General features: G+C 72.0%; 17 protein-coding genes. 8 read left to right on the forward strand and 9 right to left on the reverse strand.

The annotated features are described in order from the left end of the window. Positions 1-100: 100 nt before the first annotated feature. Both EU555_RS12920 and EU555_RS12925 read left to right on the forward strand, forming a co-directional pair. A complete protein-coding gene (locus EU555_RS12920; protein WP_167858529.1) occupies positions 101-3,331 on the forward strand; it encodes a PAS domain S-box protein in 3,231 nt (1,076 codons plus the stop codon). 194 nt (positions 3,332-3,525) lie between these two features. After that, on the forward strand, positions 3,526-3,942 hold the full coding sequence (locus EU555_RS12925; RefSeq protein ID WP_135415038.1) for a response regulator: 417 nt from the start codon (positions 3,526-3,528) through the stop codon (positions 3,940-3,942). A 315-nt stretch (positions 3,943-4,257) separates the two neighbouring features. Here the strand turns inward: EU555_RS12925 and EU555_RS12930 are convergent, their stop codons facing one another. Further along, positions 4,258-5,913, reverse strand: a complete 1,656-nt coding sequence (locus EU555_RS12930; protein WP_135415039.1) for a glucosamine inositolphosphorylceramide transferase family protein — start codon at positions 5,911-5,913, stop codon at positions 4,258-4,260. 398 nt (positions 5,914-6,311) lie between these two features. Between EU555_RS12930 and EU555_RS12935 the strand changes: the two genes are divergently transcribed. Then, positions 6,312-8,366 (forward strand): GumC family protein, encoded by a 2,055-nt coding sequence (locus EU555_RS12935; protein WP_135415040.1) that lies wholly within the window; start codon positions 6,312-6,314, stop codon positions 8,364-8,366. After that, the gene (locus EU555_RS12940; protein WP_205820904.1) at positions 8,363-9,661 is read left to right on the forward strand and encodes a VpsF family polysaccharide biosynthesis protein; all 1,299 of its coding nucleotides are present in this window, start codon (positions 8,363-8,365) and stop codon (positions 9,659-9,661) included. Before EU555_RS12935 ends, EU555_RS12940 begins: the two co-directional genes overlap by 4 nt. A gap of 17 nt (positions 9,662-9,678) precedes the next feature. Here the strand turns inward: EU555_RS12940 and EU555_RS12945 are convergent, their stop codons facing one another. Next, a complete protein-coding gene (locus EU555_RS12945; protein WP_135415041.1) occupies positions 9,679-10,953 on the reverse strand; it encodes a glycoside hydrolase family 5 protein in 1,275 nt (424 codons plus the stop codon). Between the two features lie 10 nt (positions 10,954-10,963). After that, on the reverse strand, positions 10,964-12,157 hold the full coding sequence (locus EU555_RS12950; protein ID WP_135415042.1) for a DUF1972 domain-containing protein: 1,194 nt from the start codon (positions 12,155-12,157) through the stop codon (positions 10,964-10,966). A gap of 182 nt (positions 12,158-12,339) precedes the next feature. Between EU555_RS12950 and EU555_RS12955 the strand changes: the two genes are divergently transcribed. Further along, the gene (locus EU555_RS12955; protein ID WP_135415043.1) at positions 12,340-13,488 is read left to right on the forward strand and encodes a glycosyltransferase family 4 protein; all 1,149 of its coding nucleotides are present in this window, start codon (positions 12,340-12,342) and stop codon (positions 13,486-13,488) included. Positions 13,489-13,645: 157 nt separating this feature from the next. Here EU555_RS12955 and EU555_RS12960 read toward each other — a convergent pair whose 3' ends face one another. Next, entirely contained in the window at positions 13,646-15,055 is a 1,410-nt protein-coding gene (locus EU555_RS12960; protein ID WP_245524283.1) for a polysaccharide biosynthesis protein, read from the reverse strand. Positions 15,056-15,298: 243 nt separating this feature from the next. Between EU555_RS12960 and EU555_RS12965 the strand changes: the two genes are divergently transcribed. Then, the gene (locus EU555_RS12965) at positions 15,299-16,195 is read left to right on the forward strand and encodes a GNAT family N-acetyltransferase (RefSeq protein WP_135415044.1); all 897 of its coding nucleotides are present in this window, start codon (positions 15,299-15,301) and stop codon (positions 16,193-16,195) included. Positions 16,196-16,220: 25 nt separating this feature from the next. Here EU555_RS12965 and EU555_RS12970 read toward each other — a convergent pair whose 3' ends face one another. From EU555_RS12970 to EU555_RS12980, 3 genes are all read right to left on the reverse strand, one after another. Beyond that, entirely contained in the window at positions 16,221-18,023 is a 1,803-nt protein-coding gene (locus EU555_RS12970; RefSeq protein WP_135415045.1) for a long-chain-acyl-CoA synthetase, read from the reverse strand. 43 nt (positions 18,024-18,066) lie between these two features. Beyond that, complete coding sequence (gene metA / locus EU555_RS12975) at positions 18,067-19,068, reverse strand: homoserine O-succinyltransferase MetA (protein WP_135415046.1); 1,002 nt, start codon at positions 19,066-19,068, stop codon at positions 18,067-18,069. A gap of 131 nt (positions 19,069-19,199) precedes the next feature. Further along, entirely contained in the window at positions 19,200-20,492 is a 1,293-nt protein-coding gene (locus EU555_RS12980; protein ID WP_135415047.1) for an O-acetylhomoserine aminocarboxypropyltransferase/cysteine synthase family protein, read from the reverse strand. Between the two features lie 501 nt (positions 20,493-20,993). Between EU555_RS12980 and EU555_RS12985 the strand changes: the two genes are divergently transcribed. After that, complete coding sequence (locus tag EU555_RS12985; protein ID WP_135415131.1) at positions 20,994-21,443, forward strand: cupin domain-containing protein; 450 nt, start codon at positions 20,994-20,996, stop codon at positions 21,441-21,443. Positions 21,444-21,504: 61 nt separating this feature from the next. After that, entirely contained in the window at positions 21,505-22,386 is an 882-nt protein-coding gene (locus EU555_RS12990) for a branched-chain amino acid aminotransferase (RefSeq protein WP_135415048.1), read from the forward strand. A 248-nt stretch (positions 22,387-22,634) separates the two neighbouring features. Here EU555_RS12990 and EU555_RS12995 read toward each other — a convergent pair whose 3' ends face one another. Continuing rightward, complete coding sequence (locus EU555_RS12995; RefSeq protein ID WP_135415049.1) at positions 22,635-24,329, reverse strand: thiamine pyrophosphate-binding protein; 1,695 nt, start codon at positions 24,327-24,329, stop codon at positions 22,635-22,637. Between the two features lie 738 nt (positions 24,330-25,067). Continuing rightward, positions 25,068-25,523, reverse strand: a complete 456-nt coding sequence (locus EU555_RS36985; protein WP_245524284.1) for a phosphopantetheine-binding protein — start codon at positions 25,521-25,523, stop codon at positions 25,068-25,070. Positions 25,524-25,578 lie beyond the last annotated feature (55 nt).

Raw genomic sequence — 25,578 nt, forward strand, 5'->3', positions numbered from 1 at the left:
CGCCCGCTCGGTTGAGCCGCCTACGTCACGAGGATGCGGGACCATGCCGCCGTTGAATGCCGCTCGCGCGTCGCGAGGTCGACGTCCGTCGAGCCCGGCGATGATCGCCTACCTCGCCGCCATCCTGATCGTCTGCCTGGGGGGGTGGCAACTCCTTCGCGGACGGGAGGCCGCCTTGGTCGACGCCCGGGGTGACGTGCGCAACCTCGCGCGCTCCCTGGCCCAGCACGCCACCCGCAGTGCCGAGGCCGTCGACATCGTTCTCAGCGGCATCGTCGACCGGGTCGAGCATGGCGCCCTGCGCGATCCGAATCAGTTCAGGACGTTCCTGGAGAAGCGCGTCAAGGCGGTCACCCAGGTTCGCAACCTCGCCGTTCTGGACGAGCGCGGCGACTGGATCATCGACTCGGTGCCCGGTGCGCATCCCCCGCTGAACTCCGCCGATCGGGACTACTTCCTGTGGCATCGCGAGCGCCCGGATCCCGGCATGCACCTGGGTGAGATGATCCTCAGTCGCGCGACCGGGAAGTGGTTGATCCCGCTGACGCGCCGATGGAACAAGCCGGACGGGAGCTTCGGCGGCCTCGTCGCGGCGGCTCTCGATCCCGCCTACTTCCAGAGCTTCTACGACGAGCTGGGCGTGGGGCAGCAGGGATCGATCGCGCTGATCAGCGACCGCGCGCGGCTGCTGGTGCGCCACCCCTACGATCCGGGAATGGTGAACCTCGACGTGTCCCGGGGGCCGCTGTTCCGCGACCTCCTCCCGCGCTCGCCGGTCGGGACCGCCTCGTCCGTCCAGGCCCTGGACGGCAACGAGCTGATCGTCGCCTACGAGCGCCTCCGCGACTTCCCCTTCGTGGTGTGGGTCGGACGAAGCGTGCCCGAGACCCTTGCGGCGTGGCGCCGCGAAGTGCTCGTCGTCGGCGGCGTGATCGCGTCGGCCGCGGTCCTGCTCGCTCTGCTGGGGCTGCACCTCGACCGGCGCCAGCGGCGGGTTCACGCGGCCGAGGCGCTGATCCGCGAGAGCGAGGCGCGCTACCGCCTGCTCGCCGACAACGCCTCCGACGTCATCATGATCAAGGACGTCCGCCGCGGCGGCTTGCGCTCCTACGTCTCGCCCGCAATCCGTGCGGTCCTGGGCTACGACCCGGAGGAGTTCGCCGCCCTGCCGCCCCGCGACCTGATCCACCCGGACGATGCCGGGCGCGTGCTCGCCCTGGAGGCCGGCATCGACGCCGATCACCCGGTCGCCACGAGCGTCCACCGCCTCAGGCACAAGGACGGCCGCTGGCTCTGGGTCGAGGTCGCCTTCACCTGGATGCGGCAGGACGACGGCGAGCCCAGGCTGCTGGGCACGATCCGCGACGTGAGCGAGCGCGTGGCGGCCGAGGAGGCGATCCGCGCCAGTCAGCGCGATTACCGGCTCTTGGCCGAGACCACGACCGACGTGATCACCCGTCTCGACCTGGAGTTCCGGCGAACCTACGTCTCGCCCGCCTGCCGGACCGTGCTGGGCTACGAGCCCGAGGAGCTGCTCGGCTGCCAGCCCTCCGCCGCCATCCACCCCGACGACGCGCCCGCCGTGCGCGAGGCCGCGGGTCGGCTGACCGGGGGCCAGGTGCCGCAGGGGCGGATCGTCACCACCTACCGCACGCGCCACAAGGCCGGACACTGGATCTGGATCGAGGCCGGGATGAGCCTCGCCCGCGACGCGGAGGACCAGCCGGCCGCGATCGTCTGCTCGCTGCGCGACGTCACCGCCCGCAGGCAGGCGGAGGCGGCGCTCGCGCGCCTGCGCGAGGAAGCGGAGGCGGCCAGGGCGGAGGCCGAGAAGGCCAGCCTCGCCAAGAGCGAGTTCCTGGCCGCCATGAGCCACGAGATCCGCACCCCGCTCCATGGCGTCATCGGCTACGCGGACCTGCTGGTCCGTGATGGCGGCCTCGCGCCCGTCCAGCGTCGTCAGGCGCAATGCATCCAGACCGCCGGGAAGACCCTCCTGACGATCGTCAACGACGTGCTGGACTTCGCGAAGATCGAGGCGGGGCAGATTGATCTCGATCCCCAGCCCTTCGCCATGCGGGCGATGCTCGAGGACGCCGTCTCGATCCTGCGCGAGCCCGCGGACCGGAAAGGGGTGACGCTCCACGTCGAGATCGACCCGGCCCTGCCGCCGCACCTGATCGGCGATCAGGATCGCGTGAGGCAGATCGTCCTCAACCTCCTGTCGAACGCCATCAAGTTCACCGCGAGGGGAACCGTCACGCTCCGCCTGCGCTGTGACCCGGTGGACGATCCCACCGCGCCGTGCCGCTTCCTCGTCGCGGTGGCCGATACCGGCATCGGCATCCCGCGGGAGCACCTCGGGCGCCTGTTCCAGCGCTTCGCTCAGGCCGATGCCTCGGTGCAGCGCCGGTTCGGCGGCACGGGCCTGGGCCTGGCGATCTCGAAGACGCTCGTCGAGAGGATGGGCGGCGAGATCGGGGTCGAGAGCGAAGCAGGCGCCGGCTCGACCTTCTGGTTCCGTCTCGCGCTGATGCCCGCCACGGCGCCGGCGGCCGGCACGGTCGCCGAGGTTGCGGCCGCCGCGCGGAGCGGACGCCCGGCACGCATCCTCCTGGCCGAGGACGGCGAGATCAACCAGGACATCGCACGCGTGGTGCTCGAAAGTGCCGGCCACGCCGTCACCATCGTGAGTGACGGCGTGGCGGCGATCGAGGCGGTGAAGGGGAGCGACTTCGACCTCGTGCTGATGGACGTTCAGATGGCGCCGGGCATGGATGGCCTGACGGCGACCCGGCACATCCGCAGCCTCGACCATCCCGCCCGTGATCTTCCGATCGTCGCGATGACGGCGAACGTTCTTCCCGCCCAACTGGCGGAATGCCGTCTGGCGGGCATGAACGACCATGTCGGGAAGCCGTTCCATCTCGACGAACTTCTCGGCGCCGTCGCGCGCTGGACCAGCGCCGATGACCGCCCCGCCGCTCCCTCCCTCCAGGCCGAGCCGCCCGCGGCGGTGTTCGACCCGCAGACCTTCGACGCGCTGGCGCAGATCCTTGGCCAGGACAGGATGCGCCGGATCCTCTCGGGCCTGGCCGAGGAACTCCGCGCCCGGTTTCCGGTGGACAGCCCGCGGGAGCGGCTGGTGCGCGAGGCGCACGCCACGGTGTCGGCCGCCGGAGCGCTGGGCTTCCCGGCCCTGACCCGGGCCTGTCGGGAGATCGAGGAGACCTGCGGCGCGGAGGGCGATCTCGGCCCGCTCATCCGACGGGTGGGAGAAGCCCGCGACGCCGCCCTCGAGGAGATCAGGCGGTTGCAGACCGCCGCCTGACGAGGGATCGGACAGAGAGGCCCGGACTGGGATCGCGCCGCCATCAGCGCAGTCTCAATCTGCTCGGCCTCCCCGGAACCGACCCGCGGTCGATGTCGCCGACGCCGCAGCGCTGATCCCAACTCCGCGACGTGAAGCAAAGCCTCTCCGAACGGCCGACGCAATCCATCGAATCTTCAGCCGGGAACAAAATCATGCGCATCCGCGATCAACTTGTGCTCGTGGTCGAGGACGAAATATTGGTTGCAGAGTTTCTCTTTGACATCATCAGGGAGGAGGGAGGAATTCCGATCGGTCCGGCCTCCACGAATTCTGCCGCGCTTCGTTACATCGAGGATAACAACGCAAACATTGCGATACTGGATGTCAATTTACGTGATGGTGAATCGATCGCAGTCGCGCAGGCGCTGCATGGTCGTGACATCCCCTTCGTCATCTACACCGGAGGTGGATTGCCGAAGCGTCTTCGACCTGCATTTGGCAATGCCACGATCATCAACAAGCCTGTTCGATCCAAGGTCATCATCGACGCCCTCGTTGCCGCGATCGACATGAGCGAACCGTTGCACCCTTCTCCGTCCGGCTCACCCGGCATCAACGATTTTGGTTGAGGTCGAGCGGCCCGTCGCGAGCGCGAACGGGTCCCGTTCACGGATCGTCCGCTCCAGGGGACCCGCTTGCCGCTCCGCCGCCGGAGCCGGCCCAGGATCCGGCATGCCCTCGCCCGCAGGCGGAGGCGACAGGCCCGCGGCGACCTCAGGGGCCGGTATGTCGAGGCCAGCCCGATCGTGCCGGCCGTCTCCGAGACGTCGCCGGCGGCGAGGTCGATGCTGTTGAACGGGCGCCCAACCGGGCGTTCCGGACCGCGACCGTCGGGATCGGACCGCCTCGGCGGGCCGGGGTCGTCCGACCGGGCGGACGCCGCATCAGACCTGGCGCCGGGCGAGTCCCGGCGGCAGGAAGCGCGGGATCCGGGCCGAGCCGTCGATGAACTCGAACCCGCCGGCGCAGTTGAGCGAGTGGATCCGGGTGCCGGGCCAGAGCGGCCCGGAGGTGATCCGCGCGTGAAGGCTCTGGGCGAAGCCGTCCTCGTCCAGCCGGTCGATGCGCATCAGGCCGAGCGCCCGCCCGTAGCCGTCGGCGCAATCCTGGACCGGGCGGATCGCCTGGCCGTTCCGGACCACGATGCGGCCGGCCGGCCGGGCCGTCGCGGCGTCGATCAGCACAGGGTTGGCCCTGTGCGCGGTCCAGGGCCCGCGGAAATCCGGTGCGCTCCAGAGATGGAGCGCGTCCGAGTACGAGCCCCGCCCGAGCGGTTCCGAGGCCGGTGCTCCGCGGACCGTGGCGAACATCCACCAGCGCCCGCCATGCTCGAACAGGGTCGGATCGCTCGCCGCGACGCCGGAGACCAGCCGCGCCTCCCGGACCCAGCCGCCCGGGAAGGCGGTCGCCCGGTAGAGATCGATCGACCCTGCGGCGCAGGATTCCGGGATCATCCAGACCGCGCCGTCCCGCTCGAAGACGAACGGGTAGGACAGGTGATGCTCCGTCTCCAGGACCGGCGCCGGGATGCCGGCCGGTCCTTCGGCGTCGAACGGCACCGCCGAGATCACGCCCTTGCCGGTCGCGTGGGGAAACTCCTCGACGAACAGCCAGCAGCGCCCGTCGTGGAGGATCGGGAAGGGATCGGCGTAGAAGCGCCGGCCGTCGTCCGGCAGTTCCTGCCAGCCGGTCTCGGGATGCGCCCGGAGGTCGACGAGATCCGGCCCGTCGAGCCGGCGCCAGCCGATCCGCCAGTGCGGCGAGCGATAGCCCAGCCGGTAGAGGCGCTGGAAGACGGCCCGCGCCGCGATGCGCAGGGTCCGGCGCGCGAGCTCCGTCGCCGTCAGCGCGACCGGGGGCAGCCCGACCTGCGGGGCCGCGGCGGCATCGGGATCCGCGAGCGGGGCCGCCCCGCCCGCGAAGCCCGCCTCGATCATCGTCGCCGTCCGGACGAGCGCGTCGTCCAGCATGGTCAGCATCACCCCGCGCACCTCCGTGCCCAGGCGCGCCGCACAGAGCGTGCGGCCGCCCTCGACGAGGCTCGCGACGGGGACCCGCTTCGCGAGCAGGGCGCCGAACAGGGCCGCCTCCCCGGGCAGGCCGTCATAGTGGAGGCGACGGACCGGGACGCCGGCGCGCTCCGGGACGTCGCCCACGAGGTCGATCACGAGGTCCGGCAGGTCTCCGGCCGGCAGGTCTCCGGCCGGCCTGGGCCAGGCCGCGGCGGCCGCCGGGTCGAGCCGGGAGGCCGGGCCGTCGCGCGGGACGCCGTAGGCGAGGGATTCGATCCGGAACAGCGCCTCCGCGTAGGCGGGCGCGTCATCGGGGCCCGGCCGGTCCTCGACCTCGATCGAGAGGCCGGGCCGCGCGGCGAGGCGCGCGATCAGTGCCGCGTGCCACCGGCGCGGTCGGCGCCCGTCGATCCGCAGGCGCACGCGCAGGGCCCCCGCCGTCCTTGCCGCCGCGCAGCCGGCCGCACGCCCCGCCGGGCGCGCCCGCGTCGAGCCGGCATCCACTTCGATGAGGAGCGCTTCAGCCACGGTGCAATCCCTGCCTGCGGGAAGGGGGCGCGGCCGCCGCGCGGCCCGATCGATGCCGGCCCGTGACGATCCGGGCCGCCCACCGACCCCGCCGATCTCATCCGAGCACGGTTAACGCAAGGTTGATCGGTGCGACATCCGTTCCGGGTGCCGGAGGTGCGCACCGATCGCCGCGGATGGAAGAGAACGGTTAATCCTGCGCAGGTAAACATCTCCGGAACGCCGCTCCGCTCCGGCCGGCTCCGCGCGGTCGCGTGCCTCAGAGTTTTCTTCGTGTTCTTGCAGCGGTTTTGCAGCCGGGATCGGGCAGAGGCCGACGGAGCGCCGTTTTGAACCAGCAATGGCCGAGTCTGAGACAGCTTGAGCCCGGTTCGGAACCGCCGAGCCGCGCCCCCGCCGTGCCGCCCCCGCGGGGCCAGGCCGCCAAGGAGACCATCGTCGACCTCGGCGACATCTGGCGCATCATCGTGCGCCGGCGCGCGATCGTGCTCGGCACCACTACCCTCTGCGCCCTTGCGGCTCTCGTGTACGGCGTCCTCGCCGCGCCCCTCTACTCGGCGACGTCCCAGATCCTGATCGATCCGCGCGACCGGCAGGTCGTCAACCGCGACCTCAACGCGAGCGCGGTGGCTCCGGACGGCGGCATCACCATCGTCGAGAGTCAGGTCAAGGTCATCGAGTCCGACACCGTGCTCCTGCGCGCCATCGCGGCGGAGGGCCTCGAGACCGATCCCGAATTCGGCGCCGCCCCGACCGGGCTGGTCCAGCGGCTCCGGGAGTCGCTGCTCGGATCGACCGAGAGCGTCGGCGATCCCAGGACGGCGGCCCTGCGCAAGCTCCGGCGCCGGCTCGCCGTGAAGCGCGCCGACAAGGTCTTCGTCGTCGACATCATCGTCACGGTCTCCGACCCCGGGAAGGCGGCCCGCATCGTCAACGCCATCGCCCGGGCCTATCTCGCCGACCAGGCCGAAGCCCGCGCGGACGCGGCCAGGCGCGCCTCCGGCGAGCTGAACGGCCGCCTCGACAGCCTGCGGACGGACCTCAACGCCGCGGAGAACCGGCTGGAGACCTTCAAGGCGAAGCACGGGCTCATCGCCTCGAGCGGCGTGCTCGTCAGCGAGCAGCAGCTGACCGATAGCAATTCGCGCCTCTCGGCGGCGCGCAACCGGGTCGCGGAGGCGAAGAGCAAGCTCCAGGACCTCCGCACCGCCCGCGGCGGTGCCGTCGACCCCGGCGCCCTGCCGGAGGCGATTCAGTCCCAGACGATCGATCGCCTGCGCGGGCAGTACGCCGAGCTGATCGGCAAGGAGGGCGAGCTGCGCATGCAGCTCGGGCCCCGCCATCCCGCCATCCAGGCCGTGCGCACCCAGAAGGCGGACGTGAAGAGGCTGATCGACGCCGAGCTCGACCGCATCGTCCGGGCGTCCGAGGTCGAGTATCAGCGCGCGCTTGCCGCCGCGCGCCTGCTCTCGGAGAACCTCGACGCGCTGCGGGCGGAATCGGTGCGGACCAACCGCGACACGGTGCAGCTGCGCGAGCTCGAGAGCGCCGTCGCCGCGAGCCGCTCGGTCTACGACGCGTTCCTGGTCCGCTCCCGCGAGATCGCGGAGCAGGCCAACATCGACCCGACCAACGCGCGGGTCATCAGCTGGGGCCAGCCTCCCGACGAGCGTAGCTGGCCCCTGCGCGGCCTCATCTTCGTCGCCGGCCTCGCGGCCGGGCTGGGGCTCGGCATCGGCCTCGCGATGGTGCGCGAGTACGTCCGTCCCGCCCTGCTCTCCGCCGGGCAGATGGAGCGGCTGATCGGGGCGCCGGTTCTGGCCGTGTTCCCGCCCGCGCTCACCCTGCGCAACACCCCGCGCGCGGCCCGCGAGGCGGTCTTCGCCCTCGACGGCCTGACCGGCTTCCCGGACGCGCGGCCACGGTCGCGGCGCGGGCTCAGCGTCGTCCTGACCGGGGCCGAGGCCGATGCGGACGCGCGCAAGGCGCTGACCGAGATGCTCGCCGACGCCGCCACGGCCCGCGGCGACCGGGTGCTCGTCGTGGAGACCGCCCTCACGGCGAGCGAGGTCGGCGCGGGCTGCCTCCTCGAGGTCCTGCGCGGCGAGGCGAGCGTCCAGGCCGCCGTCACGACCGACCCCGAGACCGGCACCCGCCGGCTCCGCGTCGGCACCGGCCAGAAACCCGTGCGCGACGCCTTCGCCCGGGAGAACGTCGAGGCCTTCCTCGACGATGTCTGCGACCGGTTCGATCTCGTGCTCGTGGACGGCGGCGACATCGCGCGCTCCCTGCAGATCGCCCACTTCGTCGCTCAGGCGGAGCGCGTCCTCGTCGTGGCCCGCGCCGGGCTGTCCCTGCAATCCGAGGTCGGCGCCATCGCCAGGGTCGTCGCCGCGACGAGGCAGCGCATCTTCGGCGGCCTCCTCGTCGATGACCGGGCGAGCGGGCGATGAGCCGGGGCTGGAGCGGTGCCGCGGTCCCGGCCGCCCCGCGGCGGCTCGGCCTGCGCGCACCGCCCTCGGCCGCGCTGGTCCTGCTCACGCTCCTCGTATTCGGCGTGTCGGGCGGGATGCTCTGGGTCGTCGGCATCAACTACGACGGTCTGACCGGCTCCGCCGCGCAGAAGATCCATCCGGCGACCTATCTCGCGCTGCTGCTGCTCGGCTGGTCGCTGGTGCATGCGGGCAATCCGGTCGCCAACCTGAGGACGGCCGTCGAGCGCAGGCCCGCGAGCGTCCTGCTCGGGATCGCCGGCGTCGGCCTCGCGCTCCAGATCAGCCTGCGCGGCGGAGCCGGCATCGCGGGCGCCGTCGATACCTTCCTGCTCCCCGCCCTCGTCTGCCTCCTGCTGCTCGACTGCGACGCGCCGACCCTGCGCCGCCTGGAGCGGACCGTTCACGCCGTCATGACGGCCAACGGTCTCCTCGGCCTCTTCGAGTTCGTCTCCGGCCGCCAGGTTTTTCCCTACCGCCTGGACGGGATGCTGCTCGAATACGACACCCGCGCGATGTCCCTGCAGGGGCATCCGCTGCCCAACGCGACCCTGACGGCCTGCTACGTGATCGCGCTCTGCGCGGGCGCGGGCAGCCTGTCGGCGGCCGCGCGCCTCGCCGTGATCGGCCTCCAGCTCGCCGCGCTCGTCACCTTCGGCGGACGCTCCGGCATCGTGATCACCCTGGTGCTCGGCGGCGGGCTCGGCCTCCTCGCGCTCGCGCGCATGGTCCGGCGCGGGCGGATCCCGCTTCTGGGCGTCGCCGGGGCGGCCTTCGCGCTCCCCCTCCTCGCCCTCGCCCTGGCCGCGCTCGCGGGTTCCGGCTTCTTCGACGCGCTGCTCGCGCGCTTCGCCAATGACGGCGGCAGCGCCAATGCGCGGGTCGTGGTCCTCGACCTGTTCGCGGCGCTGTCCCCGCGCGAGTTCGTCTTCGGACCCGATGCGGGCGTGATCGACACCCTGCGCCGCATGAACGGGCTGCAGATGGGCCTCGAGAACCCGATCGTGCGCATCCTGCTCTACCAGGGCGCGGCGATGACCGGCCTGCTCACGGTGGCCTTCGCGCTGTTCCTCTGGGAGGTCGGCCGCCGCTGCCGGCCCGGCATCGCGATGCCGATGGTCGCCTTCGTGGTGCTGGTGAACACCTACGAGAGCCTCGGCGGCAAGACGACGATCCTCGCCAAGTTCGTGATCCTGCTGATCGCGCTGTACCGGTGGCCCGACCCGGAGGACGGACCGGGCGGCCACGGCCTCTGAACCGCTCGGCCCGCCGGTCAGGGCCGGGATCGCGCGCCGGGCGCGGGCAGGCCCAGCGCGGCCAGGAGGTCGGCGTCGAGCACCCGCGTCTCGTCGTCGCGCACGAGCCCCATGCCGTCGAAGAGGTTCCAGAACGCCCAGCCGAAGCCGAGCGCCTCAGCGCTCGCGCGCACGTCGGCGACGTAGCGGGCGCGGTCGGGGGCGGACGCGGCGAGGTAGCGCGCGTCGGTGCGCAGGGCCCCGAACTCCCCGAGCAGGATCTCCTGCGGGGCGATGCCCTGCCGGGAGGCCCAGCCCGCGACCGCCCCGAGATGGCGGTCGACGAAGCCCCGATCGGGCCGGGCCGCGAAATACTCGGCCATCTTCGCCTCGGTCACCCGGTAGGCCGCCTCCCGCTCGGCCGGTGCCCTCGGGTCGTCGGCGCGCATCCGGGCGCGCACGGCGGACAGCGTCGCATCGCGGGTTCCGGCCGAGGCCGGCCACGGCACCCCGTTGAGGGCGCGGTAGACCGGCTCCCGCATCCACGGGGCGCCCTGATGCGTGAACAGGTAGGGCTCGTAGAAGTGGAACGTGTAGAGCAGCGGCCGGCAGGCGCGCAGGGGAGCCGGGTCGAGCGCCGCCAGACCCGCGACCATGCTGCCGCAGGCGCCCGTGGCCACGAGCGTGAGCCGCGGCGCGGCGGCCCGCGCGGCGGTGAGGAGAGAGACCTGCACGCCGGCCCAGGATGCGGCGGAGCAGGCCTGCGGCGGCTCGTTGACCGGCTCGAAGGCGATCGTGTCGGGCGGGTGCCGGGCGAGCATCCGGGCGAGGTCGGCCACCAGGGCGCGGTAGGGCGGCAGCAGCGGGGCGTCCGGGCCGCCGTAGAGGCGCGGCGGGTTGAAGTGGTGCGTCGCCGCGTTCCCGTGGAGGTTGACCACGATCTTCAGCCGGGCGGCCAGCACCGCCGCGACGGCGGCGTCCAGCTCGGCGAGAAGGGCGGTTCTGCGCCCGTCCGCGAAGGCGAGGAACGGGCCCGGATCGACGGGCAGGCGCACGAAGTCGAAGCCCGCCCGCGCCAGGCCGCGCAGGTCGGCCGCCGTCGGCACCGGCCGCTCGCTCTGGAAGGCGGGCCAGCCGTAATCCGTCCGCGGCGGCGGGTATTCCCGGGTCAGGGAGAACCAGGGCCACAGGTTGACGCCGCGCCGGACGACGATCGGCCCGCCCGCCCCCGGGGGCCCGGCTGCCGCGCGGCGCGGCGGCAGGGCGGCCGCCAGGAGCGCGGCGGTCACGCGGCGGCGGTCGAGCGCCGGCATGACCCGCGGCTCAGAGCGACCGGGTCGGGACGCCGACGGCCGGCCCGGCCTCCGGTTTCGTCTCGAGCGCGGGGGCGCGTTCGCGGCCGGCCGTTCCGACCTTGAGGATCATCGTCTCGTAGGCCTCGAGGATGTCCGTCCAGTCGAAGCGCTGCGCCTGCAGCCGCGCACCCTGCCGGCAGCGTTCCGCCAGCGCCGCGTCCGTCAGGATCCGCGTCATCAGCCGGTCGCACTCATCGGCATCCCGGAAATAGCTCTGCGCCTCGCCCGCGGTGATGCGGTTGTAGGGATTGTCGTGGGCGATGATCGGGCTGCCGGCCCAGAGCGCCTCGACCAGGGACGGGTTGGTGCCGCCGACGGTGTGCCCGTGCAGATAGGCGCCCGCATGGTAGCGGAGCGCGCCGACGACCTGCGCGTCGTAGATGGCTCCCGGGAACATCACCTCGTCGCTCGCCGCGGCGCGGATGCGTGCGTGATAGGCGTTGCCGGGGCGCAGCTCGCCCAGCACGATCAGCTTGGCGCCGCGCCTGCGGCGCGAGAAGGCCTCGACGATCGTCAGGATGTTGTTGTCCGGCTCGATGCGGCAGATCGACACCATGTAGCGGCCGGGCTCCACCCCGAACGCCGCCAGGGGCGCGGACGGTGCGTCGCGGACCGGCTCGCCGCCGTAGGGGATCGTGGTGATCGCCCTGCGCGGCCGGCGCGTGGCGACGTGGTCGGCGATGACCGGGTGGTCCGCGACGAGCCGGTGCGACGACCAGGCGGCGATCCATTCGTTGACCCAGAACCAGGCCTTGACCGGGAACGACCATTTCGGCCGGCGCCATTCGATGCCGTCCATGTTCGTCACGATCTTGCGCCCGGCGAGGCGCAGCAGGGGGAGGAACACGGCGCCGTTGTATCCGAGCACGAGGCACACGGCTCGGCGCGTCGCGGCATGCCGGACGCAGTGGAAGTCGAAATCCAGGGTCGCGCGCGGTCCCGTCGAGGCGACCTGCACGCGGATGAGCTCGATGCCGCACCAGGTCTCGCTCCGGAACCGTTCCCCGACCTCGCCGACCTCGTCCTGGCAGTAGACCCCGACGGACCAGCCGCGGCCGGCCAGGAACAGGGCGAGACGCTCGGCGAAGGTCTCAAACCCCCCGTGCTCCGCGGGTATTCCGCGCGTGCCCAGGATGAGGAGAGAGGGGGCTTGAGGCGTCATGTCCCGGATCCGATAGGGGCTGGAGCTGGCGCGAAGCGAGATCACCGCGAGGGCGGGTAGACGCCTGCCGTTGATCAGGCTAACACTTGCTTGGCGCAAGGGAAGTTGCGCGCAAAGATTTTCCCGCTGGAAACCGCGGTCATTTCTCGTTATTGTTAACGTCGTCGGAGGCAGACGAGTCCGTGCGGTTCACATGCGTTCACCAGGGTTACGAACTCTACGGATCGGACCGGAGCTTCGTCGAGACGGTGCGGGTCATCCGTGCGGCCTGGCCGCAGGCGGTGATCGACGTGGTGCTGCCGCGGCACGGTCCGATCGTGGCCGCGCTGGAGCCCCTGGCGACCCGCATCCTCGTCGAGCCTCTCTGGATCCTGCGCCGGCGTGACCTTCCCGGCCTCCTGACCGTCGGTCTGCTGAGACTGCCCCTGGCACTCGGGCGCGCGCTCGTGCGGATCGCCCGCAGCGACCTCGTCTACGTGAACACCACCGTCGTCGCCGACTACCTGCTGGCGGCGCGGCTCTTCCGCCGCCGCTGCGTGGTTCACGTCCACGAGATCCCCGAGGGCGTCGTCCGCCGGGTGCTGCGGATGCTGCTCGGCTGGAGCGGCTGCGCGCGGATCTACAACTCGCAGGCGACGCGGCGCGCCTTCGCGGGCGAGGCAGCCGCGGGCCGCGTGGTCTATAACGGCATCGCCGATCCCGGTTCTCCGAAGGGCACGACCTATCGCGGCGACCGGCCCCTGCGCCTGCTGATGCTCGGCCGGATCAGCCGCATCAAGGGCCAGGACGTCCTCGTCGAGGCGGTGGCCCGCCTGCCGGACGACCTGCGCGGCCGGATCGCCGTGCGCATCGTCGGCAGCGCCTTCGAGGATGCGGAGCGCGAACGGGCGCTCGCCGCGCGCGTGGCGGAGCCGGACCTGCGCGATTGCGTGACGCTCCTGCCGTTCGCCCCCGATCCGTCCGAGCATTTCCGCTGGGCCGACCTCGTCGCCGTCCCGTCGTGCCTGCCGGAATCCCTCGGCCGCGTGGCGATCGAGGCGATGGCCCACGGCATCCCGCCGGTCGTCTCGGAGATCGGCGGCCTGCCGGAGGTGGTGGCGGACGGCCGGACCGGCTGGCTCGTGCCGCCGGGCGATGCGGCGGCCCTGTCGCGGCGCCTCGCGGACCTGGTGCGGCGGCCGGAGGACTGGGCCGGCTTTCCCGAGGCGGCGCGGGCGCGCTACCTCGCGGTCTTCGCCGAACGCGCCTCCGCCGAGGGCATGATCGCCTGCTTCCGCTCCGTGCTGGAGCGGCGCGCGGGCAGGCTCCCGGCCGAACCGCGCACCGAGTGAGCGGCCGGGTACCGCGCCGACCCCCTCGACCAGGCCGGCGGCAGGTTGCCGAGGCGGCGGAGCGGGGATCGCCGCCGGGGCCCGGCCGTCGTCCCTTCCTTGCGGCCATCTCCGGACCGGCGGGACCGAACGCGGCGCGCTGGACTCGGCATCTCCATCATCGGGCTTCCGCAGGGGAGACGGCGGCGCGGATCTGCGGCGCGACCGCGTCCTCGCGGGGCGCCTGGACCTCCGCCATCGCGGCGGCCGTCGCGAGGACGCGCCTGTCGGCGTTGCGCGCGAAGCGCCGGAAGGCCAGGGCGGACCAGATCACGGTCGCGGCCTCGGAGGCCGCGAGGCCGATCAGCGCCCAGGGCGCCGGCAGGACGAGCAGGAGCGGGACCATGATCGCGAAGCCGAGGAGCGCCGCCACGATGGCGCCGCTGGCGATCGTCCGGAAGCCCGCCGAGGCCTCCAGATAGGCGCGCGGGATCGCGTAGAGCAGCGACACGCTCACGACGGTCCAGACCCCGAACCCGATCCAGTTCATCGGCTCGTGGTTGAAGCGGCCCTTGAACAGGTACTGCTCGATCAGCGGCAGAAGGACCCACATCGCGGTGCCGTAGACGAGGCAGGCGAGCGCGATCACCGCCGTCGAGCGCACGACGATCAGCGTCGCGGGCCGCGTGCGCCCCTCCGCGAGCAGGGCGGTGATCTCGGCCATCACCATGTTGGTGAGCGCGTTGGTGGGGATCCGCAGCGGCGCGAACAGGACGAGCGTGGCGGCGATCGGCGCGTAGCTCTCGGGCCCGACCAGGGTGGCGAAGGCGAGCGTCATGCCCTGGCCCTGAACCGTGATGCTGGTGACGCCGGTGAGCGACCACAGCAGGGTCCGCCACAGCGCGAGGTAGCGCCGCCAGAGCGAGCGGCGCAGCGTGAACCGCAGCGGCTTGCGCAGGGCCAGGTAGGAGACCGCGATGCCGCAGCCATGCGCGAAGGCGACCGACAGGAAGGCGTGCTCGAGGACGATCTCGTCGCTGCCGTGCAGGGTCGCCACCGCGAGGGCGAGCCCGAGGCCGGCATAGACCGTGTCGCTGAGGCCCGCGATGCGCGGAGCCTTGCGGGCGAGGAGCACGATGCGCAGGTGGCTGCGGAACGCGTAAAGCGCGATGAAGGCGCCGGCGGCGAGGGCGCCCACCCCCATGATCGGGACGAGCACGGCGGCGGCGAGCCCGCCCATCGCCGCGGCGACGAGCAGGGCGCCGGACCCGAACACCACGTCGTAGCCGCGCTCGGACGGGCGCCCGAGGCTGCGCGACAGGAACAGGGTGGCCGGCACCGAGACCAGGGCGCGGATATAGGCGACCCCGACGGCCCCGCACGTGAACACGATCGCGAACAGCCCGTAATCGTGCTGGGTCAGGGTGCGCACGAGCACGACGTTCAGCACGAAGTGGAACAGGCTCTGGATGAGCTCGCCCGACAGGACCACCGCGAAGCGGCGTCCGAACCCGCCGCGCCCGCCGGTGAGGGCTGCCGCTGTCCGGGAGAGCCGGCTCGAACTCAGGAAACTCGGCATCGCGGTCATGAGGCCATCCTTGAGAAGCCCCTCTCCTCATCACGAAACATTTTACGAACCTGCCTTAAAGGTCGCTCAAGATCATCCTCGATCCGGGTCGCTCCGGACCGGGACGAACCTGCCGGGCCCCGTTTCCTTCGCGGCTGCAAGTCCGGGGCCCGGGGCGCAGGGGCGGGTTCGTGCCGATCCGGGACGCTGGCCCGTGGCCGTCGCGAGGGTGGGTGTTTCGGTCCGGGACCGTCGGGAGCGCACATGACGACCACCTCCGCCACGTTGTCCGGCGCCCAGGCCTCCCCGCCCGCCCCGCCCCGGAGCGTCGCCGTGCGCTGCCGGCGGATCGAGCCGGGGGACGACGCGCCCCTCGCGGCCCTGCTCGCGCAGGGCTTTCCGGCCCGGGGCCTCGCCGCCTGGCGCGGGACGCTCGCGCGCCTCCGGGCCTGGACGGAGGCGGAGGCGCTGCCCGGATTCGGCTTCGTGCTGGAGGAGGAGGGCCGCCTCGTCGGCTGCCTGCTCACGCTCTACGCGGCCGGCGGCGGGCGCTGCAACATGTCGAGCTGGTACGTCGCGGAAGGCTACCGGCGCTACGGCTCGATGCTCGTGAACCTCGCCCTGCGGGATCGCTCGGTGACCTACCTGAACGTCACCTCGGAGCGGCACACCCGCCCGATCATCGAGGCGCAGGGCTTCCGCCGCTTCGCCGACGGCGTGGTGCTCGCGGCCCCGCTCCTGGCGGTCGCGGGTCTCGCGCGCGCGCGGGTCTCGCGGCACTTGCCCGCGGAGGCCGCGGCGGATCCGGCCGAGCAGCGGCTCGTCGCCGACCACGCCCGGCTCGGCTGCATCACCTTCTGGTGCCTCGCGCAGGGCCGGGCCTTCCCCTTCGTCGCCGTGCGCCGGCAGGTGCGGGGCGCCCTGCCGATCGCCCAGATCGTCTATTGCGCCGCGGAGACGGACTGGCGGCTCGTGTCGCACGCGGTCGGCCGGGCGCTCGCCCGGCACGGCCTGTTCCTGATGCTCGTCGATGCGCGGGGCCCGCTTCCCGGGCTGCCCGGCCGCTTCCTTCGCGGCCGCATGCCGAAATACGCCCGCGGCTCCGCGCCGCCCCATTGCGGCGACCTCGCCTACACGGAGATCGCCCTGATCGGCACCTGAGGCGACCGCCGCGGCGGGGCAGGCCTCACAGCCGGATCCCGCCTCGGGTCACGGCCGTGAAGAGATCCCGATCGAGGCGCCGGTAGCCCGCCTTCAGGTCGATGTAGAGCGGGTCGTCGATCCGATCGGGGTCGAAGCCCTCGGCGGCGAGCGCGGCCTTGCGCTGCTTGAACGTCTCGGTGTGGACGAAGCCCGGCGCGATCCGCAGGAAGACCGGGCGGGCATAGGCCGGCAGCAGCGCGGCGAGCTGCAGATGGAGGGCGGCCGGGTCGAAATCGGGCGTCACCGTGAGGGCGGCCATGCCGGCCCGGCCCTCGGTGCCCGGCACCGCCACGCCATAGACGATCGCCTCGCTGACGCCCGCGCAACGCCCGAGCGCCTCGGCGACCTCGGTGGTCGCGACGTTCTCGCCCTTCCAGCGGAAGGTGTCGCCGATCCGGTCCACGAAGTAGAAGAAGCCCTGGGCGTCACGCCGCATCAGGTCGCCGGTCCGCATCCAGGCGTCCCCTGGCCGCAGGACGTCGCGGACGATCTTGCGGTCGCTCTCCTGGGCGCTCGTATAGCCCTCGAAGCTGTGCTCGGCCCGCGACGACGAGAGCCGGCCCAGCAGCTCGCCCGTCTCGTCCGGTTCCGCCGGGACGCAGTGCCCGGATGCATCGCGCAGGGGCTGCCCGGTCTCGACATCGTGGCGCACGATCAGGGCGGGCGACCGCCGCGCCATGAAGGGCGGCACCCGGCCGACCGCGCCGACCCGGCCCTCGACGTTGTAGAGCGACACCGTGCCCTCGGTGGCGGCGTAGAATTCGAGCACCCGCGGGATCGCGAACCGCGCCTGGAAGCGCTCCCAGACCTCCGGCCGCATGCCGTTGCCCGTGCACAGGCGCAGGCGGTGCCGGGTCTCGGCGGGATCGGGGGCCGCCGCGGCGAGGTAGCGGCAGAGCTCGCCGATATACTGGAACAGCGTCGCGCCGGTCTCGGCCACGTCGGCCCAGAACCGGCTCGCGGAGAACTTCTCCCGGATCACCACGCTGCCGCCGCCGATCAGGACGCTGCCCGGGGCCACCACGCCCCCGACGCTGTGGTAGAGCGGCAGGCAATCGTACATCCGGTCTTCCGGCGTGGGATCGATCAGCCCGGCGAACCAGTGGGTCCAGCTCATGACCCGGTGGTGGCTGACCCGCGCGGCCTTCGGCAGGCCGGTGGTGCCGGAGGTGTAGATCAGGAGCGCCTCGTCCCGCAGGCCCACCGCGGGTCCCTCGCCGTCGCGCAAGGGGTCCCCCGCGTGGGGCGCCGCCGCCTCGGCGAGGCGGACGGCCTCGCCGGCCGGCTCCGGTGTGCACCCGTCGCCTTGCCAGACGAGCGCCGGCGTCTCGGCGAGATGCGGCCAGGCGCTCGCCACCGCGTCCGCGAGCCCGGTCTCCGCGATGAGCACGCGCGGGCCCGCGACCGCGATGCAATGCGCCAGGCCCTGCGCCAGCAGGCTCGTGTTCAGCAGGGCCACCCGCACGCCGACGCGGGTGAGGCCGAGCCAGATCGCGAGATAGTCCGGCCGGTTGCGCATGAGGAGCGCGACGGTCTCCCCCTTGCCGAGGCCGCGGGCGGACGCCCAGCGGGCATAGCGGTTCTGGCGCGCGGCGAGGTCGGCGAAGCTCAGGGTCTCGTCCGTGCCGATCAGCGCCGGCGCCGGGCCGTACTGCGCGGCGAGCTCGTCGATGACGCAGGGAAAGATCCGCGCCGGCTGCGCGTCGATCCGGGCGGTGCGCTCCAGTGCCGCGATCCAGCCGCTGATCGATGCGGATCGGGTGCGCGGGTCGGGCGATGCGGCCATGGGGGTGCTCCGGGAGGGGTGTCCGCGGGCGGTCGGCCCGCGCTCAGCGGGCGGCCTGCCGGGCGAGGCACCGGCGGTCGGCGACGCAGGCGAGCCAGTTGGCGAAGAGCCGGCGCGCCGCGGGCTGCCAGGCCGCCGGCCTGAGCGGCGCGGCGTCGAGCCCGGGAACGCCGCAGACCTGCGCGAACTCGCGCCAGGACCGGGCCTTGGCGGCGAAGTCCGCCAGACGGGCCTCGCCCGCGGCCGTGTAGTAGTGGCGGGGCAGGCCGGGACAGGTCGCGGCCGTCCCGTCGAGGAAGCGCCCGAGGTCGCGGCGGTACTCGCGGGCGAGGCTGTCGGGCTCGTATTCCGGATGGCCCTGCAGGAAGACCAGGAGGCTGCGCCCCTCGCGCACGAACAGGTCGACCCCGACCTCGGCCGAGCGCCGCAGGACCGTGTAGCCGCAGGCGGTCAGATCGTCCTCGGCCAGGTCGTTCCAGCGGGAATGGGGCACCGGGACCGTGTCCGGCTCGCCGGCCAGCAGAGGATGCGGGGCGGTGCGGTCGCAGGCGAACACGCCCGAATGCTTGCGCGTCAGCGGCTGCCGCCGGATGCCGTCGCGGTGCAGGACGGCGGCGTGCGAGGCGAGGCAGGAGAACAGGGTCGAGACGGTGCTCTCCGCCGCCCAGTCGATCACCGCGGCGAGGGGAGCGAAGAACGGCTCGTCCTCGAGCCGGGCCTGGCGCGGCTCGCAGCCGGTCACCACGAGGGCATCGAGCCCCGCCTCCGCCAGCGCCTCGTGCGGGGCGTAGTGCGCGGCGATGCGGGCCGCGACGGCCGGCGCGCGCGGCGTCGCCAGGAACGCGAACCGCGCGAGGGCGGCGTCCGGGCCGAGGAGCTGCCGGAACTGCGCCTCGGTGCGGATGAAGGCCGCGTCCGGCATGTTGTTGAGCAGCCCGACCCGCAGGGGCGGCGCGGCGTCCTCCCGCGACGGCGGGCGCGGGACCACCGACCAACCCGGCATCTCGAGGGCGGACATGTGCGGCGATGGCCCGTGCTCCAGCATCGGAACGTCTCTCCCGGAACTGTGCGGAGAGGGCGCTCCGCTCGCGATCCTCAGGTCCTTCCAAGGGGCGCGGCCCGGGGCCCCCCTCGCGGGACGCGCCGAACCGGCATCGCCGGGCGCCGTGCCGGCGCTCAGGCGGCCCGCATCAGCGAGCCGGCCGCGTGCAGCGCCTGTTCGAGATCCTCGGTGATGTCGTCGACGTGCTCGATGCCGACGCTGAGGCGGATCATCTCGGGATAGACCCCGGCCTTGCGCTGCTCCTCGGGAGTCATCTGCCGGTGGGTGGTCGAGGCCGGATGGCAGGCGAGCGACTTCGCGTCGCCGATATTGACCAGCCGCTTCACGAGCTTCAGGGCGTCGTAGAACGACTTGCCGGCCGTGAAGCCGCCGTGCACGCCGAAGGTCAGGAGCGAGGAGCCCTGGCCGCCGAGGTATTTCTGCGCCATCGCGTGGTGCTCGTTCTCCGGAAAGCCCGCGTAGTTGACCCAGGCGACGGCCGGATGCGCCCGCAGGAAGGCGGCGACCTTGGCGGCGTTGGCGACGTGGCGCTCCACCCGCAGGGCCACCGTCTCGATGCCCTGCAGCAGCAGGAAGGCGCTCATCGCGGGCAGCACGGCGCCGGTTGTGCGCTGATAGACGCTGCGGGCCCGCGCCGCGAAGGCGCCGGCGCCGAAATGCTCCGCGTAGACGAGCCCGTGATAGGAGACGTCCGGCGTCGAGAACATCGGGAAGCGCCGGGGCTCCGCGGCCCAGTCGAACCGGCCGGAATCGACGATCACGCCGCCGAGCGTGGTCCCGTGACCGCCCATGAACTTGGTGAGCGAGGCGATGACGATGTCCGCCCCGTGCTCGATCGGCCGCAGCAGTATCGGTGTCGCCACGGTGTTGTCGACGATCAGCGGGACGCCGCGGGCATGTGCGACGTCCGCGAGGGCGGCGATGTCGCAGATGTTGCCCGCCGGGTTGCCGATGGACTCGCAATAGACCGCCCTGGTCTCGTCGTCGATCAGCCGCGCGATGTCGGCCGGGGCGTCGCTGTCCGCGAAGCGCGTCGTGATGCCCTGGCGCGGCAGCACGTGCGCCAGCAGGGTGTGCGTGGTTCCGTAGAGCTGGGGCACCGCGACGATGTTGCCGCCGTGGTCGGCGAGCGTCGCGATCGCGTAGTGGAGGGCCGCCTGCCCGCTGGCGACGGCGAGCGCCGCATGGCCGCGCTCGAGGTCGGCGACCCGACGCTCCAGCACCGCCACGGTCGGGTTGGCGATCCGGCTGTAGCGGAAGCCCTCTTCCTCGAGGTTGAAGAGGGCGGCGCCGTGGTCGGCACTGTCGAAGGCGTAGGCGACGCTCTGGTAGATCGGGACCGCCACCGCATGGGTTGCCGGATCATGCTCGAAGCCGGCGTGAACGGCGATCGTTTCGCTGCGCATGTGGAGGGTCCCGTATCGAGAGGCAGACCGTGTCGGCCCGGTGGCAAGGCTCGAGCCAGACCTTGATGTGCCGCTCCTGCACAGACGGTTGACGAATGGGGTGAAGAATTTTCCATTCACGGTGCGGCTCGACGACTTGTCGCGGCACCACCCGGAATCGGGCCTTCCGCTAGGTGCGCCGAGCACTTGGGGCCGCCGATGATCCGACGGCGCCGACGCCGGACGGCCGGTTCCGGCGGCGCGGCGCAGCGCGGCGGCGACTGTCCCGAGATGGGGCGACTGTGCCGAAACATGACGCTCGGTGAGGGATGGCCCTGTTCATCGGCAATGTCTGTCAGACCTCAAGCGGGTCTTGTTAAGAATAAGAGCGCAATCCTCTTGCTCCACGGCAGGTTTGGTGAGTTCCTGGGGCTCCACTCGATCCTGAACTGACTCTGCGGCTCAGGATCCGCACGCCATCAGGGGAACGCGTCCGTGTCTGCCAATGCCTCCACCAAGCCGATGATCGCGTCGCTGACCTCGGTCGAGCTGAGCCCGGCCCCGATCGAGCCGAGCTGGATCCGCGACGGCAACCCGGTCGCGCGGAACGCGACCCTGTCCCGGAGCGCGGACGGGCTTGCCAGCACGCTGGTCTGGGACTGCACGGCGGGCAAGTTCGACTGGATCTACGACATCGACGAAACGATCTACTTCCTCGAAGGGTCGGCCACGATCTCCGACGGCCATTCCCCCGCCAGGACGTTCGGGCCGGGCGATGTGCTGTTCCTGCCGCGCGGCGCGGTCTGCCACTGGCACGTCGAGACCTATGTCCGGAAGGTCGCGTTCTGCCGGCGGACGCAGCCCTGGGCCATCGGCTTCATGATGCGGGCCATCGGGAAGATCGGCCGCATGCTGACGCGCGGCGGCTCCAAGCGGAGCGGCGGCTTCCAGGTCGGGCCCGAGCCGGCCTGACCGGCGCCCTGCGACCGTCGTTCCGGCGGGCTGCGAGACAACAGGCCGATCGAGGTGTGCCATGGCTGTGACCGATCCCGATACCTGGACGTTCTTCGAGGAGGCCTGGCACCCGGGGAACGTGCGCCTGATGGGCCCGCGCACCCACGGTGCCTGGCTCGGATCGACGGTCTTCGACGGCGCGCGCGCCTTCGAGGGCGTGACGCCCGACCTCGACCTGCACCTCGCGCGGGTCAACCGCTCGGCCGAGGCGCTGGGGCTGTCGCCGAAGGTCGACGTCGCGCGCTGGGAGGCGCTGGTGCGCGAGGGGCTCGCTCGGTTCGCGCCCGACGCGGAGCTCTACATCCGCCCGATGTACTGGGCCGAGGACGGGTTCGCGGGGGGCGTCCGCTTCGATCCGGATTCCACCAACTGGTGCCTCTGCCTCTATCGCGCACCGATGCCCGAGCCCACCGGCGTGCAGGCGACGCTCTCGCCCTTCCGGCGGCCGACGATGGAGACGGCCCCCGTCGATGCCAAGGCGGGCTGCCTCTACCCGAACGGCGCCCGCGCCCTCTCCGAGGCCTTCGCGCGCGGCTACGGCAATTGCCTGATGCGCGACGCGCTCGGCAACGTCGCCGAGTTCGCCAACGCCAACGCCTTCCTGGCCAAGGACGGGGTGGTCCACACCCCCGTCCCGAACGGCGCGTTCCTGGCCGGCATCACCCGGGCGCGGGTCATCGGCCTGCTCCGGGACGCCGGTGTGACGGTCGTGGAGCGGACGCTCACCTACGCGGACTTCCTGGGCGCCGACGAGGTGTTCACCGCGGGCAACTTCGCCAAGGTCGCGCCGGTCGTCGCGCTCGACGAGGTCGCCTTCGAGGCGGGTCCGATCTTCCGCCTCGCCCGCCGGCTCTACTGGGATTTCGCGCACGACCGGCGCACGCGAAACCTCGCGGCCTGATACGATGTCCGCTTGATTCCTCCAGATAAAGATGGAGCGCGGGATCCCCTTGCCCGGCGATGCCGGGCAAGGGGATCCCGCGCTATATTTCTATGAGAATAGATTAAGCGGAGATCGGATGACGCATTGCCCGCGCCACGGACGGACGACGCGCGGCCCGGCACCGCGTCGTCCGTCCGGATCTTCGCGGTGTCGCGCGTTCCCGTCGGGAGCCCGGCGACCCGTCTTTTCCGGGATCCGCTCGAGCCCTACCGGGCAGCCAGGGCCTTGTCCCGGATCGCCGTGAGGCTCTGCCCCGGCGCGATGGCATCGACGCTCATCGTGAGATGGACGATCGCCGGCTTGCCGGAGGCGCGCGCGGCCTCGAAGGCCGCCGGGAAGTCCTCGGTGCGCTCCACGGTGATGCCGAAGCCGCCGAAGGCCCGGGCGTAGGCCGCGAAGTCCGGGTTGACGAGATCGGTCGCGCAGACGCGGCCGGGGAAGTCGCGCTCCTGGTGCATCCGGATCGTGCCGTAGCTGGCATTGTCGCAGACGATGCAGACGATCGGCAGCCCGTACTGGACGGCCGTGGCGAATTCCTGCCCGTTCATGAGGAAGTCGCCGTCGCCCGCGAGGGCGACCACGACGCGGTCGGGATGGAGCCGCTTCATCGCCACCGCCGCGGGCACGCCGTAGCCCATCGAGCCCGAGGTCGGGGCGAGATGCGTGGCGAGCTGCCGGAAGCGGTAGAAGCGGTGGATCCAGGCGGCGTAGTTGCCCGCCCCGTTGCAGAGGATCGCGTCCGCGGGCAGCGTCTCGCGCAGGGCGACCATCACGGCGCCGAGATTGACGGGGCCGGGCTGCGGGGTCGCGCGCTCGCTCCAGTCGAGATACTCCGCATGGGCGGCACGGGTCTCCTGCCCCCACCGGATCGTCGCGGGTGCCGGAAGCCGCTCCAGCGCCTCGGCCATCCGGGTCGGCGCGGCGTTGATCGCCAGGTGCGGGACGTAGACCCGGCCGAGTTCCTCCGGGCCGGGATGGATGTGGACGAGGCGGGTGCGCGGGCTCGGGATGTCGAGGAGGGCGTAGCCCTGGCTCGGAACCTCGCCGAGGCGGCCGCCGAGGACGATCAGGAGGTCGGCCGCCCTGGCCCGGGCGACGAGCCTCGGGTTGGCCGCGAGCCCGAGATCGCCCGCATAGGCCGGGTGCAGCGGGTCGAACAGCGGCAGGCGCCGGTAGCTCGTGGCCACCGGCAGGTCGAAACGCTCCGCGAAGCGGTGGATGGCCGCGCGCGCCTCCTCGCTCCAGCGACTGCCGCCGAGCACCAGCAGCGGGCGCTCGGCCTCCGCGAGCAGGTGGGCGAGCCGCTCCATCTCCTCCGCGCCCGGCGCCGCCTCGACCGGCGTCCAGGGGGCGGCGGGCGGTGCCGTCACGGTCTCCTTCAGCATGTCCTTGGGCAGCGCCACCACCACCGGGCCGGGCCTGCCGGAGGTGGCGGTGTGGAAGGCGCGCGAGACGTACTCGGTCACCCGCGACCCCTGGTCGATCTCGGTCGCCCATTTCGAGATCGGACCGAAGGCGGCCCGGTAATCGATCTCCTGCCACGCCTCGCGGTCGCGCAGCGCGCGCTCGATCTGGCCGACGAACAGGATCATCGGCGTCGAGTCCTGCTGGGCGATATGGATGCCCGCCGACGCGTTCGTCGCACCCGGGCCCCGTGTGACGAAGCAGATGCCGGGCCGCCCGGTCGCCTTGCCGTGCGCCTCCGCCATCATCGCCGCGCCGCCTTCCTGGCGGCAGACGGTGATCGCGATCCCGGACCCGTGCAGGGCGTCGAGGACGGGCAGGAAGCTCTCGCCCGGCACGGTGAAGACGTGGCGGACGCCGTTCGCCACGAGTTGTGCCACGAGCGCCTCCGCCGCGCTGGAGGCGGTGCGGGCGGCGTCTGCAGGAGCTTTGGTCATGGGCGGGAGTCCGGGATGTCGCGGGCGGGAGGGCGAGCCGGGCGCTGTCGCCGTTGAGCGGAACGCCGGATCGCGCGGAAGAGCGCGTGTCGGCGCAGGTCTCAGGACGATCGGCGGACAGGGCCTGACGAAGGCGTCCTCGAGGCCCGGCGCCTCGCGGTGCCAGCCGTTCTCGGATCGCGTATCGTGCCCTGTCCGGCCGGTTCAGCGGTCGAGGGGCGTGCAGGCGGTCAGGATGCGCGCGGCCCTCGCGAAACGGACTTGTTCCTGTCGATGTCGGGGGCGCACCGGTCCGTGAGCCGAAGCACGGGGCCGGATGACAGCGCGCATCATGGGCTCGTGTTCAAGCAAGAGGATAGTCTAGACTCGGTGCGTTGATTTTCTTGTCTTGACGGAGGGATCATCCGTTCCGAGATCTCTCCACGGTCGGCAAGAGCCATGAATCCGCACGCGTGACCTGTCCGGCCCTGCGCATGACGAGGCGCGACGCAAATTCTCGTCCGGTCGGCGGGGACCGAGCGAACGGCACGCCGGGCCGACCGCATGCGGGACGAGGCGCGGGTGAACGCGCTCGAAGACCTCGCGCGTTTCGGCACCCCTCCCGCCCGGTTCAGGCTGCCGCCAGAGCGCTGCGCCCGGCTCGCACCCATCCGGCAGGCCGGAACCGGTGGTCCGCGCGTGTCCGGGCCGGCGTCTCCCGGAGGATCTGCCGGCCGGCTCGATCAGGCGGCCCGATCCTCAGTTCTTCAGCGCGAGGACCATGATGGCGATGGACTGGACCGACCGAAAATTCTGCGGATTGATCTGGGTTGATGGGATCATCACGTCAAACTCGACCTCAAGGGAAATCATGAGATTGACGAGATCGAGCGAGGACAGCCCGATATCGAGCAGAGCGTCATCCGGCTCGAAGGCGAGATCGCGCGACTGATCCGCCAGGATGCCCTTCGCGAGGCTCATGGTCCGATGGGTGATGTCCACGAGAGCGCTGGTGTGGCTCTGAGGAAATGTTTCAGCAAGATTAATCATAGCTGGCCCGGGACGATTCAAACATGGGCTTGGATCTACATCAAATACCGGCGGTTTGGCGAGGCGCTCGCTGCGCACTTCCGAATTTAGGGTTAATTCCGTCAAGTGCGCGATACGCAGTCTCCACGTATACCAATAACCCTGCCTTAAGGCGAAGAAGGTCATATGAAGCGCCACGGGCCGTTGGACGGCTGTGACGACTTACGGGGCGGCCCGGCGC

The organism is Methylobacterium nonmethylotrophicum, assembly GCF_004745635.1.
Lineage (GTDB): Bacteria > Pseudomonadota > Alphaproteobacteria > Rhizobiales > Beijerinckiaceae > Methylobacterium > Methylobacterium nonmethylotrophicum.